The sequence below is a fragment of the Pseudomonas sp. NFR09 genome, assembly GCF_900111535.1.
Classification (GTDB): domain Bacteria; phylum Pseudomonadota; class Gammaproteobacteria; order Pseudomonadales; family Pseudomonadaceae; genus Aquipseudomonas; species Aquipseudomonas extremorientalis.
In genome coordinates this window covers 15,275-28,546 of sequence record NZ_FOIH01000010.1, presented here as the reverse complement: position 1 = coordinate 28,546, position 13,272 = coordinate 15,275, and the positions used below count along the sequence as shown (strand labels likewise).

Annotated in this window: 24 protein-coding genes; all 24 read right to left on the bottom strand. The window is 54.4% G+C overall.

What is annotated here, in order from left to right; translation table 11 throughout:
• Window position 1: 1 nt before the first annotated feature.
• Window positions 2-178 carry a 50S ribosomal protein L30 gene (gene rpmD / locus BMX59_RS21535; RefSeq protein WP_003176408.1) on the bottom strand — a complete coding sequence of 59 codons (177 nt, stop codon included), beginning with the start codon at window positions 176-178 and terminating at the stop codon, window positions 2-4.
• Window positions 179-180: 2 nt separating this feature from the next.
• Window positions 181-681: a 30S ribosomal protein S5 gene (rpsE, locus tag BMX59_RS21530; protein WP_003176409.1), complete on the bottom strand. Its 501-nt coding sequence runs from the start codon at window positions 679-681 to the stop codon at window positions 181-183.
• A 3-nt stretch (window positions 682-684) separates the two neighbouring features.
• Entirely contained in the window at window positions 685-1,035 is a 351-nt protein-coding gene (gene rplR / locus BMX59_RS21525; RefSeq protein WP_003186037.1) for a 50S ribosomal protein L18, read from the bottom strand.
• A gap of 10 nt (window positions 1,036-1,045) precedes the next feature.
• Window positions 1,046-1,579, bottom strand: a complete 534-nt coding sequence (gene rplF / locus BMX59_RS21520; RefSeq protein ID WP_003194640.1) for a 50S ribosomal protein L6 — start codon at window positions 1,577-1,579, stop codon at window positions 1,046-1,048.
• Window positions 1,580-1,591: 12 nt separating this feature from the next.
• Window positions 1,592-1,984 carry a 30S ribosomal protein S8 gene (gene rpsH, locus BMX59_RS21515; protein WP_010206883.1) on the bottom strand — a complete coding sequence of 131 codons (393 nt, stop codon included), beginning with the start codon at window positions 1,982-1,984 and terminating at the stop codon, window positions 1,592-1,594.
• 206 nt (window positions 1,985-2,190) lie between these two features.
• Window positions 2,191-2,496 (bottom strand): 30S ribosomal protein S14, encoded by a 306-nt coding sequence (gene rpsN, locus BMX59_RS21510; RefSeq protein ID WP_003176414.1) that lies wholly within the window; start codon window positions 2,494-2,496, stop codon window positions 2,191-2,193.
• A 13-nt stretch (window positions 2,497-2,509) separates the two neighbouring features.
• Entirely contained in the window at window positions 2,510-3,049 is a 540-nt protein-coding gene (gene rplE, locus BMX59_RS21505; RefSeq protein WP_003194642.1) for a 50S ribosomal protein L5, read from the bottom strand.
• Window positions 3,050-3,071: 22 nt separating this feature from the next.
• On the bottom strand, window positions 3,072-3,386 hold the full coding sequence (gene rplX / locus BMX59_RS21500) for a 50S ribosomal protein L24 (RefSeq protein ID WP_003176416.1): 315 nt from the start codon (window positions 3,384-3,386) through the stop codon (window positions 3,072-3,074).
• An 11-nt stretch (window positions 3,387-3,397) separates the two neighbouring features.
• A complete protein-coding gene (rplN, locus tag BMX59_RS21495) occupies window positions 3,398-3,766 on the bottom strand; it encodes a 50S ribosomal protein L14 (RefSeq protein ID WP_002555479.1) in 369 nt (122 codons plus the stop codon).
• A gap of 23 nt (window positions 3,767-3,789) precedes the next feature.
• Complete coding sequence (rpsQ, locus tag BMX59_RS21490) at window positions 3,790-4,056, bottom strand: 30S ribosomal protein S17 (protein ID WP_003176419.1); 267 nt, start codon at window positions 4,054-4,056, stop codon at window positions 3,790-3,792.
• A gap of 2 nt (window positions 4,057-4,058) precedes the next feature.
• On the bottom strand, window positions 4,059-4,250 hold the full coding sequence (gene rpmC / locus BMX59_RS21485; RefSeq protein ID WP_002555481.1) for a 50S ribosomal protein L29: 192 nt from the start codon (window positions 4,248-4,250) through the stop codon (window positions 4,059-4,061).
• Window positions 4,250-4,663 carry a 50S ribosomal protein L16 gene (gene rplP / locus BMX59_RS21480; protein WP_003176421.1) on the bottom strand — a complete coding sequence of 138 codons (414 nt, stop codon included), beginning with the start codon at window positions 4,661-4,663 and terminating at the stop codon, window positions 4,250-4,252. Before rplP ends, rpmC begins: the two co-directional genes overlap by 1 nt.
• Before the next feature lie 12 nt (window positions 4,664-4,675).
• Window positions 4,676-5,362 carry a 30S ribosomal protein S3 gene (gene rpsC / locus BMX59_RS21475; protein WP_003176422.1) on the bottom strand — a complete coding sequence of 229 codons (687 nt, stop codon included), beginning with the start codon at window positions 5,360-5,362 and terminating at the stop codon, window positions 4,676-4,678.
• A gap of 13 nt (window positions 5,363-5,375) precedes the next feature.
• Complete coding sequence (rplV, locus tag BMX59_RS21470; protein ID WP_003103908.1) at window positions 5,376-5,708, bottom strand: 50S ribosomal protein L22; 333 nt, start codon at window positions 5,706-5,708, stop codon at window positions 5,376-5,378.
• An 11-nt stretch (window positions 5,709-5,719) separates the two neighbouring features.
• On the bottom strand, window positions 5,720-5,995 hold the full coding sequence (rpsS, locus tag BMX59_RS21465; RefSeq protein ID WP_003232420.1) for a 30S ribosomal protein S19: 276 nt from the start codon (window positions 5,993-5,995) through the stop codon (window positions 5,720-5,722).
• 16 nt (window positions 5,996-6,011) lie between these two features.
• A complete protein-coding gene (rplB, locus tag BMX59_RS21460) occupies window positions 6,012-6,836 on the bottom strand; it encodes a 50S ribosomal protein L2 (RefSeq protein WP_003186055.1) in 825 nt (274 codons plus the stop codon).
• Window positions 6,837-6,850: 14 nt separating this feature from the next.
• Window positions 6,851-7,150 carry a 50S ribosomal protein L23 gene (gene rplW, locus BMX59_RS21455; RefSeq protein WP_002555488.1) on the bottom strand — a complete coding sequence of 100 codons (300 nt, stop codon included), beginning with the start codon at window positions 7,148-7,150 and terminating at the stop codon, window positions 6,851-6,853.
• Window positions 7,147-7,749: a 50S ribosomal protein L4 gene (gene rplD, locus BMX59_RS21450; RefSeq protein ID WP_003176424.1), complete on the bottom strand. Its 603-nt coding sequence runs from the start codon at window positions 7,747-7,749 to the stop codon at window positions 7,147-7,149. The genes rplW and rplD overlap by 4 nt, the downstream gene beginning before the upstream one ends.
• A gap of 12 nt (window positions 7,750-7,761) precedes the next feature.
• Complete coding sequence (gene rplC, locus BMX59_RS21445; RefSeq protein WP_057010372.1) at window positions 7,762-8,397, bottom strand: 50S ribosomal protein L3; 636 nt, start codon at window positions 8,395-8,397, stop codon at window positions 7,762-7,764.
• A gap of 81 nt (window positions 8,398-8,478) precedes the next feature.
• A complete protein-coding gene (rpsJ, locus tag BMX59_RS21440; protein ID WP_003186070.1) occupies window positions 8,479-8,790 on the bottom strand; it encodes a 30S ribosomal protein S10 in 312 nt (103 codons plus the stop codon).
• Between the two features lie 159 nt (window positions 8,791-8,949).
• Window positions 8,950-10,143, bottom strand: a complete 1,194-nt coding sequence (gene tuf / locus BMX59_RS21435) for an elongation factor Tu (RefSeq protein ID WP_010206920.1) — start codon at window positions 10,141-10,143, stop codon at window positions 8,950-8,952.
• 30 nt (window positions 10,144-10,173) lie between these two features.
• On the bottom strand, window positions 10,174-12,279 hold the full coding sequence (gene fusA / locus BMX59_RS21430; RefSeq protein WP_010206921.1) for an elongation factor G: 2,106 nt from the start codon (window positions 12,277-12,279) through the stop codon (window positions 10,174-10,176).
• Window positions 12,280-12,309: 30 nt separating this feature from the next.
• On the bottom strand, window positions 12,310-12,780 hold the full coding sequence (gene rpsG, locus BMX59_RS21425) for a 30S ribosomal protein S7 (RefSeq protein WP_002555493.1): 471 nt from the start codon (window positions 12,778-12,780) through the stop codon (window positions 12,310-12,312).
• A gap of 118 nt (window positions 12,781-12,898) precedes the next feature.
• On the bottom strand, window positions 12,899-13,270 hold the full coding sequence (gene rpsL, locus BMX59_RS21420) for a 30S ribosomal protein S12 (protein ID WP_002555494.1): 372 nt from the start codon (window positions 13,268-13,270) through the stop codon (window positions 12,899-12,901).
• Between the last annotated feature and the right edge of the window lie 2 nt (window positions 13,271-13,272).

Here is a 13,272-nt window from a genome sequence, read left to right as displayed (position 1 = left end):
ATTAACCCTCTACACGCAGCATGTAGTAAGCCTTGTTGATCATCCCGCGATTCTCGGGAGTATCCTGGACTTCTACAGTGTGACCGATGCGACGCAGACCCAGACCTTTAACGCACAGTTTGTGGTTAGGGATACGGCCGGTCATGCTTTTGATCAGCGTTACTTTAACGGTAGCCATGATCAGAAGATCTCCTTGACAGTCAGACCACGCTTGGCAGCGATGGACTCAGGAGATTGCATAGCTTTCAAACCTTTGAAAGTGGCGTGAACCACGTTTACCGGGTTAGTCGAGCCGTAGCACTTGGCCAGAACGTTCTGAACGCCAGCAACTTCGAGGACAGCACGCATAGCGCCGCCAGCGATGATACCGGTACCTTCAGAAGCAGGCTGCATGTACACCTTCGAAGCGCCATGGGCGGACTTCATTGCGTACTGCAGCGTGGTGCCGTTCAGATCAACTTGGATCATGTTGCGACGAGCAGCTTCCATTGCTTTCTGGATTGCAGCAGGCACTTCACGTGACTTGCCACGGCCGAAGCCAACACGCCCTTTACCATCACCTACCACGGTCAACGCGGTGAAAGTGAAGATACGGCCGCCTTTAACGGTTTTGGCTACGCGGTTAACTTGAACCAGCTTCTCAATGTAGCCTTCGTCGCGCTTTTGGTCGTTATTTGACATAACTTAGAACTCCAGCCCAGCTTCACGAGCAGCATCAGCCAGCGCTTTCACGCGACCGTGGTACTTGAAGCCAGAGCGGTCGAAAGCCACTTGCGAGACGCCAGCGGCCTTAGCACGCGTAGCGACCAGCTGGCCAACCTTTGTGGCCGCGTCGATGTTGCCGGTGGCACCATCACGCAGTTCTTTATCCAAAGTCGAGGCGCTTGCCAGGACTTTGTTGCCGTCGGCCGAGATGACCTGGGCGTAGATGTGCTGCGACGAGCGGAACACGCAGAGACGCACGACTTCGAGTTCGTGCATTTTCAGGCGTGCTTTGCGAGCGCGACGCAGTCGAGTAACTTTTTTGTCGGTCATTTGCTATGCCCTACTTCTTCTTGGCTTCTTTACGACGGACGACTTCGTCCGCGTAGCGCACACCTTTGCCTTTGTACGGCTCTGGTGGACGGAAGTCGCGGATCTCAGCGGCCACTTGACCTACCAGCTGCTTGTCGATGCCCTTGATCAGGATATCGGTCTGGCTAGGGGTCTCAGCAGTGATGCCCGCTGGCAGTTCGTAATCCACAGGGTGCGAGAAGCCAAGGGCCAGGTTCAAAACCGTGCCTTTTGCTTGCGCTTTGTAACCAACACCGACCAGCTGGAGCTTACGCTCGAAGCCTTGGCTTACGCCTTGGACCATGTTGTTTACCAACGCACGCGTGGTACCGGCCATTGCGCGAGTTTGTTGATCGCCATTGCGAGCAGCAAAACGCAGCTCACCCGCTTCTTCAACGATCTCAACGGACGAATGGATGTTCAGTTCAAGAGTACCCTTGGCACCCTTCACCGAAAGCTGTTGGCCTGCGAATTTGACTTCGACACCGGCTGGCAGCTTAACGGGGTTCTTAGCGACGCGAGACATGCTTATCCCCCCTTAGAACACAGTGCAAAGAACTTCGCCGCCGACACCGGCAGCGCGCGCAGCACGATCCGTCATCACACCTTTGTTGGTGGAGACGATAGACACGCCCAGACCGCCACGAACTTTCGGCAGATCTTCAGCGGACTTGTACTGACGCAGGCCTGGACGGCTAACGCGCTTCACTTCCTCGATGACCGAACGGCCTTCGAAGTACTTCAGCTCGATGGACAGCAGTGCTTTTACATCGCTGCTGATCTGATAACCCGCAATGTAGCCTTCGTCTTTCAGGACTTTGGCAACAGCAACCTTCAACTTGGAAGATGGCATGCTTACGACGGACTTTTCAGCCATCTGGGCATTACGGATACGAGTTAGCATGTCCGCTAACGGGTCCTGCATACTCATGGGCTAGACGCTCCTAATACAAAAAAATTAGCCTTGCGGCTACATATGTCGCCGAGAATCTCCGGGTAAAACACACGGGCTCAGGCGAGCCGCGTATTTTAGACACACTCCAGAAATGAAACAAGCCCCAAAAGGGGCTTGTTCCAGATTCAAGGTCACCGGCGGTCAGTATCTTGCGACATCGACCACCTGGACGTTGAAAGTACTTACCAGCTGGCTTTAACCAGACCAGGTACGTCACCACGCATTGCCGCTTCACGCAGTTTGTTACGGCCGAGGCCGAACTTGCGGTAAACGCCGTGTGGACGACCAGTCAGGCGGCAGCGGTTACGCATGCGCGAAGCGCTTGCATCACGTGGCTGCTTCTGCAGAGCAACTGTAGCTTCCCAACGCGCTTCTGGACTTGCGTTCAGATCAACGATGATTGCTTTCAGTGCTGCACGCTTCTTGGCGTACTTGGCAACCGTGAGCTGACGTTTCAGCTCGCGGTTTTTCATGCTCATCTTGGCCATGGTCCTACTCCAATCAGTTGCGGAACGGGAATTTGAAAGCACGCAACAGGGCGCGACCTTCATCATCGTTCTTGGCAGTGGTGGTCAGGGTGATGTCCAGACCGCGGAGAGCATCGATCTTGTCGTAGTCGATTTCCGGGAAGATGATCTGCTCTTTCACGCCCATGCTGTAGTTACCACGACCATCGAAGGACTTGGCATTCAGGCCGCGGAAGTCGCGAACCCGAGGCAGGGAGATCGACAGCAGACGATCCAGGAATTCGTACATACGCTCACGGCGCAGGGTCACTTTGACGCCGATCGGCCAACCTTCACGGACTTTAAAGCCAGCGATGGATTTCCGAGCGTAAGTCACAACGACTTTCTGGCCGGTGATCTTTTCCAGGTCAGCAACAGCGTGCTCGATGACTTTTTTGTCACCGATCGCTTCGCCCAAACCCATGTTCAGGGTGATTTTGGTAACGCGCGGAACTTCCATCACGTTCCCAAGCTTAAGTTCTTCCTTAAGCTTAGGGGCGATTTCCTTCCGGTAAATCTCTTGTAGTCGTGCCATGGTCTAATCTACCTAGCAGTGTTCAAGCATCAACCGCTTTTTGGGTCGACTTGAAGACACGAATTTTCTTACCGTCTTCTACTTTGAAACCAACGCGGTCAGCCTTGTTGGTTTCGCCGTTGAAGATGGCGACGTTAGAAGCGTCCAGCGGAGCTTCTTTCTCGACGATACCGCCCTGCACGCCCGACATCGGGTTAGGCTTGGTATGACGCTTGACCAGGTTCAGACCACCGATAACCAGACGGTTATTAGCGAGAACCTTAAGCACCTTACCGCGCTTACCTTTGTCTTTGCCGGCGATCACGATGATCTCGTCGTCACGACGAATCTTTTGCATGTCGGATCTCCTTACAGCACTTCTGGGGCGAGCGAGACGATCTTCATGAACTTCTCAGTACGAAGCTCACGGGTCACTGGCCCAAAGATACGGGTGCCGATCGGCTCTTGCTTGTTGTTCAGAAGAACAGCAGCGTTGCCATCAAAGCGGATAATGGAGCCATCAGCACGACGTACGCCGTGACGAGTGCGGACTACAACAGCAGTCATCACTTGGCCTTTTTTCACCTTACCGCGAGGAATTGCTTCCTTCACGGTAACTTTGATGATGTCACCGATACCAGCGTAACGACGATGGGAGCCACCCAGCACCTTGATGCACATAACACGGCGAGCGCCGCTGTTATCGGCCACATCGAGCATGGATTGAGTCTGAATCATATAATTTCTCCGACCCCTAGTCCTTAGACTTCCACAGCGCGTTCGAGAACATCAACCAGTGCCCAAGACTTGGTCTTGGCCAGCGGACGAGTTTCACGAATAGTGACTTTGTCGCCGATGTGGCACTGATTGGTTTCGTCGTGCGCGTGCAGCTTAGTCGAACGCTTAACATATTTACCGTAGATCGGGTGCTTAACGCGACGCTCGATCAGAACGGTGATGGTTTTGTCCATCTTGTCGCTGACAACACGGCCAGTCAGCGTACGGACAGTCTTTTCGGCTTCAGCCATGATCACTTACCTGCCTGCTGGTTGAGCACAGTCTTCACGCGAGCGATGTCACGCTTAACTTGCGAGAGCAGATGAGACTGCCCCAACTGGCCAGTTGCTTTCTGCATACGCAGATTGAACTGGTCGCGCAGCAGGCCGAGCAGTTGCTCGTTCAGCTGCTGTGCGGATTTTTCACGAAGTTCATTCGCTTTCATCACATCACCGTCCGTTTAACAAAGGAGGTGGCGAGCGGCAGCTTTGCAGCAGCCAGGGCGAAAGCCTCACGCGCCAGCTCTTCAGAAACACCCTCGATTTCATACAGGACTTTGCCTGGCTGAATCTGGGCTACCCAGTACTCCACGTTACCCTTACCTTTACCCATCCGAACCTCGAGAGGTTTTTTGGAGATCGGCTTGTCCGGGAATACACGGATCCAGATCTTGCCGCCACGTTTTACGTGACGGGTCAGAGCACGACGCGCTGACTCGATCTGACGAGCGGTGAGACGACCACGAGCTACAGACTTCAGCGCGAACTCGCCGAAGCTGACTTTGCTACCGCGCTGAGCCAGACCACGGTTGTGGCCTGTCATCTGCTTGCGGAACTTCGTACGCTTAGGTTGCAACATTTGGCGTACCCCTTACTTAGCAGCTTTTTTACGAGGCGCTGGTGCTTGTGGTTTCAGTTCTTCTTGGCGACCACCAATTACTTCGCCTTTGAAGATCCAAACCTTTACACCGATCACACCGTAAGTGGTGTGAGCTTCGTAGTTGGCATAGTCGATGTCGGCACGCAGGGTGTGCAGTGGCACACGACCTTCGCGATACCATTCAGTACGTGCGATTTCAGCACCGCCGAGACGACCGCTCACTTGGATTTTGATGCCTTTGGCACCAATGCGCATGGCGTTCTGTACAGCGCGCTTCATAGCGCGACGGAACATTACGCGACGCTCCAGCTGCTGAGCTACGCTCTGCGCAACCAGCATACCGTCGAGCTCCGGCTTGCGGATCTCTTCGATATTGATGTGCACAGGCACACCCATTTGCTTGGTCAGGTCCTGACGCAGTTTCTCAACATCTTCACCTTTCTTCCCGATAACGATACCTGGACGAGCGGTGTGGATGGTGATACGTGCAGTTTGCGCCGGACGATGGATATCGATACGGCTTACGGACGCGCTTTTTAGTTTGTCTTGGAGATACTCACGCACCTTCAGATCAGCGAACAAGTAGTCCGCATAAGTCCGACCGTCTGCGTACCAGACGGAGGTGTGCTCCTTGACGATTCCCAGGCGAATGCCAATGGGATGTACTTTCTGACCCATCTCTTCGACTCCGTTACTTGTCAGCAACCTTGACAGTGATATGGCAAGACCGCTTGACGATGCGATCAGCACGGCCTTTGGCACGTGGCATGATGCGCTTCAGCGAACGCCCTTCGTTGACGAAAACGGTGCTGACCTTCAGGTCATCAACGTCTGCGCCTTCGTTATGCTCGGCGTTGGCTACGGCCGACTCCAGCACTTTCTTCATGATCTCGGCGGCTTTCTTACTGCTGAAAGCCAACAGGTTGAGCGCTTCGCCCACCTTCTTCCCGCGGATCTGGTCGGCGACCAAGCGGGCTTTCTGGGCGGAGATTCGAGCGCCCGACAACTTAGCGGCTACTTCCATTTCCTTACCCCTTAACGCTTGGCTTTCTTGTCTGCCACGTGCCCACGATAAGTGCGGGTACCGGCAAACTCGCCTAGTTTGTGGCCGACCATGTCTTCGTTCACGAGAACTGGGACGTGCAAGCGACCGTTGTGTACAGCGATGGTCAGACCGACCATTTGTGGCAGGATCATCGAACGACGCGACCAGGTCTTAACTGGTTTGCGATCGTTCTTTTCCGCCGCCACTTCGATCTTCTTCAGTAGGTGAAGATCAATAAAAGGACCTTTTTTCAGAGAACGTGGCACTGTCGTATCCCTCTATTTACTTGCGACGACGGACGATCATTTTGTCGGTACGCTTATTACCACGAGTCTTCGCGCCCTTAGTCGGGAAGCCCCATGGCGATACCGGATGACGACCACCAGAGGTACGACCTTCACCACCACCGTGTGGGTGGTCAACCGGGTTCATGGCAACACCACGAACGGTTGGGCGAACGCCACGCCAGCGTTTGGCACCAGCTTTACCCAGCGAACGCAGGCTGTGCTCGGAGTTCGAGACTTCGCCCAGGGTCGCGCGGCATTCAGCCAGCACTTTACGCATCTCACCAGAACGCAGACGCAGGGTCACGTAGACACCTTCACGAGCGATCAGCTGAGCCGAAGCACCAGCGGAACGAGCGATTTGCGCGCCTTTACCTGGCTTCAATTCGATGCCGTGTACGGTGCTACCAACTGGAATGTTGCGCAGTTGCAGAGCGTTGCCCGGCTTGATCGGCGCCAGGGCACCTGCGATCAGCTGGTCGCCAGCGCTCACGCCTTTAGGGGCGATGATGTAGCGACGCTCGCCATCTGCGTACAACAGCAGAGCGATGTGAGCAGTACGGTTTGGATCGTATTCGATGCGCTCGACAGTGGCAGCGATGCCATCTTTGTCGTTGCGACGGAAGTCGACCAGACGATAATGCTGCTTATGGCCACCACCGATGTGACGAGTGGTAATGCGACCATTGTTGTTACGACCACCAGACTTCGATTTTTTCTCGAGCAGCGGTGCGTGAGGAGCGCCTTTATGCAGCTCCTGGTTGACCACCTTGACCACAAAACGGCGGCCAGGGGAAGTCGGTTTGCATTTAACGATTGCCATGATGCACCCCTTCCTTACTCAGCACTGCTGCTGAAATCGAGATCTTGGCCTGGCTGAAGGGAGATAACTGCCTTCTTCCAGTCATTACGCTTGCCCAGACCGCGAGCAGTGCGCTTGCTCTTACCCAGAACATTCAGGGTAGTAACACGCTCTACTTTCACGCTGAACAGGCTTTCGACGGCCTTCTTGATTTCCAGCTTGGTTGCGTCAGTTGCAACCTTGAAAACGAACTGGCCTTTCTTGTCAGCCAGAACCGTAGCCTTTTCGGAAACGTGCGGGCCAAGCAGAACTTTAAATACGCGTTCCTGGTTCATCCCAGCAGCTCCTCGAATTTCTTCACGGCCGACACGGTGATCAACACCTTGTCGTATGCGATCAGACTAACTGGATCGGAACCTTGCACGTCACGTACATCAACGTGTGGCAGGTTGCGAGCAGCCAGGTACAGGTTCTGATCAACAGCTTCCGACACGATCAAAACGTCGGTCAGGCTCATGTTGTTCAGTTTGCCCAGCAGATCTTTGGTTTTCGGGCTTTCAACAGCGAAGTCCTGAACCACGACCAGACGGTCAGTACGCACGAGTTCAGCAAGGATGGAGCGCAGAGCTGCGCGGTACATCTTCTTGTTGAGCTTCTGCGAGTGATCCTGCGGACGAGCTGCGAAAGTGGTACCGCCGCCACGCCAGATTGGGCTACGGATAGTACCGGCACGAGCACGGCCAGTACCTTTCTGACGCCAAGGGCGCTTACCGCCACCACGTACGTCGGAACGGGTCTTTTGCTGCTTGCTACCTTGACGGCCGCCGGCCATGTAGGCCACGACTGCTTGGTGAACCAGCGTCTCGTTGAATTCGCCGCCAAATGTCAGTTCGGAAACTTCGATCGCTTGAGCGTCATTTACATTTAATTGCATGTCAGCTTCCCCTTAACCGCGAGCCTTGGCCGCTGGACGTACAACCAGGTTGCCGCCAGTAGCGCCAGGAACAGCACCCTTGACCAACAACAGATTGCGTTCAGCGTCGACGCGCACTACTTCGAGGGACTGCACGGTCACGCGCTCAGCGCCCATATGACCGGACATTTTTTTGCCCTTGAATACACGACCAGGAGTCTGGCACTGGCCAATAGAGCCCGGGACGCGGTGGGAAACGGAGTTACCGTGAGTGTTGTCTTGTCCACGGAAATTCCAACGCTTGATCGTACCCTGGAAGCCTTTACCTTTGGACTGACCGGTTACATCAACCAGTTGACCAGCAGCGAAGATTTCAGCGTTGATCAGATCGCCAGCCTGGTAGTCGCCGCCTTCAAGACGGAACTCCATAACGGTGCGACCAGCTGCAACGTTTGCTTTAGCGAAGTGGCCCGCTTGAGCAGCAGTCACACGCGAAGCACGACGCTCGCCGACAGTGACTTGCACTGCACGATAGCCATCGGTTTCTTCAGTTTTGAACTGGGTGACGCGATTCGGCTCGATCTCAATGACCGTGACCGGAATGGAGACACCTTCTTCGGTGAAAATACGGGTCATACCGCATTTACGACCGACTACACCAATAGTCATGTTGTAAACCTCATGAGTGTACGGGGCTTTCACCCGCTATGGCCGCCCATTTCAGAGCGTTACACGACTAAGACCCGAGTCTTAGCCGAGGCTGATCTGTACTTCCACACCGGCCGCCAGATCGAGCTTCATAAGTGCATCAACGGTTTTATCCGTTGGCTGGACGATGTCCAGTACGCGCTTATGAGTACGGATCTCGTACTGGTCACGCGCGTCTTTGTTGACGTGCGGGGAGACCAGAACGGTGAACCGCTCTTTACGGGTAGGCAGTGGAATTGGACCACGCACTTGAGCACCAGTACGTTTCGCGGTTTCCACGATTTCCTGGGTGGATTGGTCGATCAGGCGATGGTCAAAAGCCTTCAACCTGATACGGATTTGCTGATTTTGCATTGGATTTCAGACTCCGGCTGCTATTCCCACCGGGCGCAATGCGCCCGTTAAAAGGAGGCGCAATTCTATAGACGCCCCCGATGGGTGTCAACCCAATAAAAAAGGCCCCCGCTAAGCGGGGGCCTTCTCAAAAAAACCGAGCTATCTCAGAAGAGATAATTACTCGATGATTTTAGCTACAACGCCAGCACCAACGGTACGGCCGCCTTCACGGATAGCGAAGCGCAGACCGTCTTCCATTGCGATGGTTTTGATCAGGGTAACAGTCATTTGAATGTTATCGCCTGGCATTACCATTTCAACGCCTTCTGGCAGTTCGCAGTTACCGGTCACGTCAGTAGTACGGAAGTAGAACTGTGGACGGTAGCCTTTGAAGAACGGAGTGTGACGACCGCCTTCTTCCTTGCTCAGAACGTAAACTTCTGCGGTGAACTTGGTGTGAGGCTTAACCGAACCTGGTTTAACCAGAACCTGGCCACGCTCAACGTCGTCACGCTTGGTACCACGCAGCAGAACGCCGCAGTTCTCGCCAGCACGACCTTCGTCGAGCAGCTTACGGAACATTTCAACACCGGTGCAGGTGGTGACGGTAGTGTCACGCAGACCAACGATTTCCAGTGGATCTTGAACGCGAACGATACCGCGCTCGATACGACCAGTCACAACAGTACCGCGACCGGAGATCGAGAATACGTCTTCGATTGGCATCAGGAACGGCTTGTCGGTCAGACGAACTGGTTCTGGGATGTAGCTGTCCAGAGTCTCAACCAGTTTACGAACGGCAGTGGTGCCCATTTCGTTGTCGTCTTTGCCTTCCAGAGCCATACGAGCAGAACCGATGATGATCGGAGTGTCGTCACCTGGGAAGTCGTAAGTGCTCAGCAGATCGCGCACTTCCATCTCAACCAGTTCCAGCAGCTCAGCGTCGTCTACCAGGTCAGCCTTGTTCAGGAAAACCACGATGTACGGAACGCCTACCTGACGGGACAGCAGGATGTGTTCACGGGTTTGTGGCATCGGACCATCAGCGGCCGAGCAAACCAGGATCGCGCCGTCCATCTGGGCAGCACCAGTGATCATGTTCTTCACGTAGTCAGCGTGACCTGGGCAGTCAACGTGAGCGTAGTGACGAATAGTCGAGTTGTACTCAACGTGAGCGGTGTTGATGGTGATACCACGAGCTTTTTCTTCTGGTGCGCTGTCGATCTTGTCGAAGTCAACACGAGCCGAACCGAAAACTTCGGAGCAGACGCGAGTCAGAGCAGCGGTCAGAGTGGTTTTACCGTGGTCAACGTGGCCGATGGTGCCAACGTTTACGTGCGGTAGGGAACGATCAAATTTTTCTTTAGCCACGACAATTAACTCCTTGCCTAAAGGACTGAATCAGCCTTGTTTTTTGGATACAGTTTCAGCGATGTGCGCCGGAGCTGTGTTGTATTTTTTGAATTCCATAGAGTAGCTTGCGCGACCCTGGGACATGGAGCGAACGTCGGTCGCGTAACCGAACATCTCACCCAACGGAACCTCGGCGCGAATCACTTTGCCGGAAACCGTGTCTTCCATACCCAAGATCATGCCGCGACGACGGTTAAGGTCGCCCATGACATCACCCATATAGTCTTCAGGTGTAACAACTTCTACCGCCATGATTGGCTCAAGCAACTCACCACCGCCCTTCTGGGCCAGTTGCTTGGTTGCCATGGAAGCAGCCACCTTAAACGCCATCTCGTTGGAGTCGACGTCGTGGTAAGAACCGTCAAAAACGGTTGCTTTCAGGCCGATCAGCGGATAGCCGGCAACAACACCGTTCTTCATCTGCTCTTCGATACCCTTCTGGATAGCAGGGATGTATTCCTTAGGAACCACACCACCTACCACTTCGTTCACGAATTGCAGACCTTCCTGACCTTCGTCAGCAGGAGCAAAACGGATCCAGCAGTGACCGAACTGACCACGACCGCCGGACTGACGAACGAACTTGCCTTCGATTTCACAGTTCTTCGTGATGCGCTCACGATAGGAAACCTGAGGCTTACCGATGTTGGCTTCGACGTTGAACTCACGGCGCATCCGGTCAACCAGGATGTCCAGGTGCAGCTCGCCCATGCCGGAGATGATCGTTTGACCAGTCTCTTCATCAGTCTTGACGCGGAAAGATGGATCTTCCTGAGCAAGCTTGCCCAGAGCGATACCCATTTTTTCCTGGTCATCCTTGGTCTTAGGCTCTACGGCAACCGAAATAACCGGCTCCGGGAAGTCCATGCGAACCAGGATGATTGGCTTGGCAGCGTCGCACAAAGTCTCGCCCGTGGTGACGTCCTTCATGCCGATCAGGGCCGCGATGTCACCAGCGCGTACTTCCTTGATCTCTTCACGGGCGTTTGCGTGCATTTGCACCATACGACCCACGCGCTCTTTCTTGCCTTTAACCGAGTTGATCACGCCGTCGCCGGAGGCCAACACGCCCGAGTAAACGCGGACGAAGGTCAAAGTACCCACGAATGGGTCGGTTGCGATCTTGAACGCCAGAGCCGAGAACGGCTCGCTGTCATCGGCGTGACGCTCCATTTCTTCTTCCTCGTTATCAGGGTTAGTACCCTTGATAGCAGGAATGTCGGTTGGAGCCGGCAGGTAGTCGATAACGGCGTCGAGAACCAGGGGAACACCCTTGTTCTTGAAGGAAGAACCACAAACAGCCAGGACGATCTCACCAGCGATAGTACGCTGACGCAGAGCAGCCTTGATTTCCACGTTGGTGAGCTCTTCACCCTCGAGGTACTTGTTCATCAGCTCTTCGCTGGCTTCGGCCGCAGCCTCAACCATGTTGTTGCGCCACTCGTCAGCCAGTTCCTGCAGTTCTGCAGGGATAGGCTTGCGAACAGGCACCATGCCTTTGTCGGAGTCATTCCAGTAAACCGCTTCCATATTGATCAGATCGATCTGACCCTGGAAGTTGTCTTCGGAACCGATAGCCAACTGGATTGGCACCGGGGTGTGACCCAGACGCTGTTTGATCTGACCGATCACGCGAAGGAAGTTGGCTCCAGCACGGTCCATCTTGTTTACGTAAACAAGACGTGGAACGCCGTATTTGTTGGCTTGACGCCATACGGTTTCCGACTGAGGCTCAACACCCGAAGTACCGCAGAACACAACGACAGCACCGTCGAGTACACGCAGGGAACGCTCAACTTCAATGGTGAAGTCTACGTGGCCTGGGGTATCGATTACGTTGAAGCGATGCTCGTCTTTGTACTGCTTCTCGGAACCTTTCCAGAAGGCGGTAATAGCAGCAGAAGTAATGGTAATACCACGCTCCTGCTCCTGAACCATCCAGTCTGTGGTCGCGGCGCCGTCATGCACCTCGCCCATTTTGTGACTTTTGCCGGTGTAAAACAGTACGCGCTCGGTGGTGGTGGTTTTACCAGCATCCACGTGAGCAACGATACCGATGTTACGGTAGCGGCTAATCGGAGTAGTACGAGCCATAAAGCCCTCGCAAAATTAGTGAAGCTAAGATTAGAAGCGGTAGTGCGAGAAAGCTTTGTTAGCTTCAGCCATACGGTGCACGTCTTCACGCTTCTTAACAGCAGCACCTTTACCTTCAGCAGCGTCCAACAGCTCGCCGGCCAAACGCAGAGCCATAGACTTCTCGCCGCGCTTACGGGCGAAGTCTACCAACCAGCGCATTGCCAGAGCGTTACGACGGGACGGACGAACTTCAACCGGAACCTGGTAAGTAGCACCGCCTACACGGCGCGACTTCACTTCGACCAGCGGAGCGATGGCGTCGAGAGCTTTCTCGAAGATTTCCAGGGGGTCGCTGTTCTTGCGTTCTTTAACCTTTTCCAGCGCGCCATAAACGATACGCTCGGCAACGGCTTTCTTGCCGCTCTCCATCACGTGGTTCATGAACTTGGCCAGAATTTGGCTTCCGTATTTTGGATCGTCAAGCACTTCGCGCTTGGCTGCTACGCGTCTTCTTGGCATGGATAAGCCCTCAAACGGTCTTCAGGTTCGCTCGGAATCGGTGCCCTTTCGGGACGCCTCCGACCTTACTCTTATCGACTCAGAAAATAAGATGATTCAGTGTTACAAAAAGCCGCTACTACTTAGGCTTCTTGGTACCGTACTTCGAACGACCCTGGTTACGACCTTTAACGCCGGAAGTATCCAAGGAGCCGCGAACGGTGTGATAACGAACACCTGGCAAGTCTTTTACACGACCGCCGCGGATCAGTACCACGCTGTGCTCTTGCAGGTTGTGACCTTCACCACCGATGTACGAGGAAACCTCGAAACCGTTGGTCAGGCGCACACGGCATACTTTACGCAGTGCCGAGTTAGGTTTTTTCGGCGTGGTGGTATACACGCGAGTGCATACGCCACGACGTTGCGGGCAGTTCTGCAGCGCAGGCACGTCGGATTTCTCGACGATACGCTTACGCGGCTGACGTACCAGCTGGTTGATAGTTGCCATCT

Coding starts and splice junctions, on each gene's coding strand:
- rplF (WP_003194640.1), bottom strand. CDS start 1,579: ATGTCTCGCGTCGCTAAGAACCCCGTTAAGCTGCCAGCCGGTGTCGAA.
- rplN (WP_002555479.1), bottom strand. CDS start 3,766: ATGATTCAGACTCAATCCATGCTCGATGTGGCCGATAACAGCGGCGCT.
- fusA (WP_010206921.1), bottom strand. CDS start 12,279: ATGGCTCGTACTACTCCGATTAGCCGCTACCGTAACATCGGTATCGTT.
- rpsC (WP_003176422.1), bottom strand. CDS start 5,362: ATGGGTCAGAAAGTACATCCCATTGGCATTCGCCTGGGAATCGTCAAG.
- rpsH (WP_010206883.1), bottom strand. CDS start 1,984: ATGAGTATGCAGGACCCGTTAGCGGACATGCTAACTCGTATCCGTAAT.
- rplD (WP_003176424.1), bottom strand. CDS start 7,749: ATGCAATTAAATGTAAATGACGCTCAAGCGATCGAAGTTTCCGAACTG.
- rpsG (WP_002555493.1), bottom strand. CDS start 12,780: ATGCCAAGAAGACGCGTAGCAGCCAAGCGCGAAGTGCTTGACGATCCA.
- rplB (WP_003186055.1), bottom strand. CDS start 6,836: ATGGCAATCGTTAAATGCAAACCGACTTCCCCTGGCCGCCGTTTTGTG.
- rpsE (WP_003176409.1), bottom strand. CDS start 681: ATGTCAAATAACGACCAAAAGCGCGACGAAGGCTACATTGAGAAGCTG.
- rplV (WP_003103908.1), bottom strand. CDS start 5,708: ATGGAAGTAGCCGCTAAGTTGTCGGGCGCTCGAATCTCCGCCCAGAAA.
- rplP (WP_003176421.1), bottom strand. CDS start 4,663: ATGTTGCAACCTAAGCGTACGAAGTTCCGCAAGCAGATGACAGGCCAC.
- rplW (WP_002555488.1), bottom strand. CDS start 7,150: ATGAACCAGGAACGCGTATTTAAAGTTCTGCTTGGCCCGCACGTTTCC.
- rpsQ (WP_003176419.1), bottom strand. CDS start 4,056: ATGGCTGAAGCCGAAAAGACTGTCCGTACGCTGACTGGCCGTGTTGTC.
- rplR (WP_003186037.1), bottom strand. CDS start 1,035: ATGACCGACAAAAAAGTTACTCGACTGCGTCGCGCTCGCAAAGCACGC.
- rplC (WP_057010372.1), bottom strand. CDS start 8,397: ATGACTATTGGTGTAGTCGGTCGTAAATGCGGTATGACCCGTATTTTC.
- rpmD (WP_003176408.1), bottom strand. CDS start 178: ATGGCTACCGTTAAAGTAACGCTGATCAAAAGCATGACCGGCCGTATC.
- rpsN (WP_003176414.1), bottom strand. CDS start 2,496: ATGGCCAAGATGAGCATGAAAAACCGCGAGCTGAAACGTCAGCTCACG.
- rpsJ (WP_003186070.1), bottom strand. CDS start 8,790: ATGCAAAATCAGCAAATCCGTATCAGGTTGAAGGCTTTTGACCATCGC.
- rplX (WP_003176416.1), bottom strand. CDS start 3,386: ATGCAAAAGATTCGTCGTGACGACGAGATCATCGTGATCGCCGGCAAA.
- rpmC (WP_002555481.1), bottom strand. CDS start 4,250: ATGAAAGCGAATGAACTTCGTGAAAAATCCGCACAGCAGCTGAACGAG.
- rplE (WP_003194642.1), bottom strand. CDS start 3,049: ATGGCACGACTACAAGAGATTTACCGGAAGGAAATCGCCCCTAAGCTT.
- rpsL (WP_002555494.1), bottom strand. CDS start 13,270: ATGGCAACTATCAACCAGCTGGTACGTCAGCCGCGTAAGCGTATCGTC.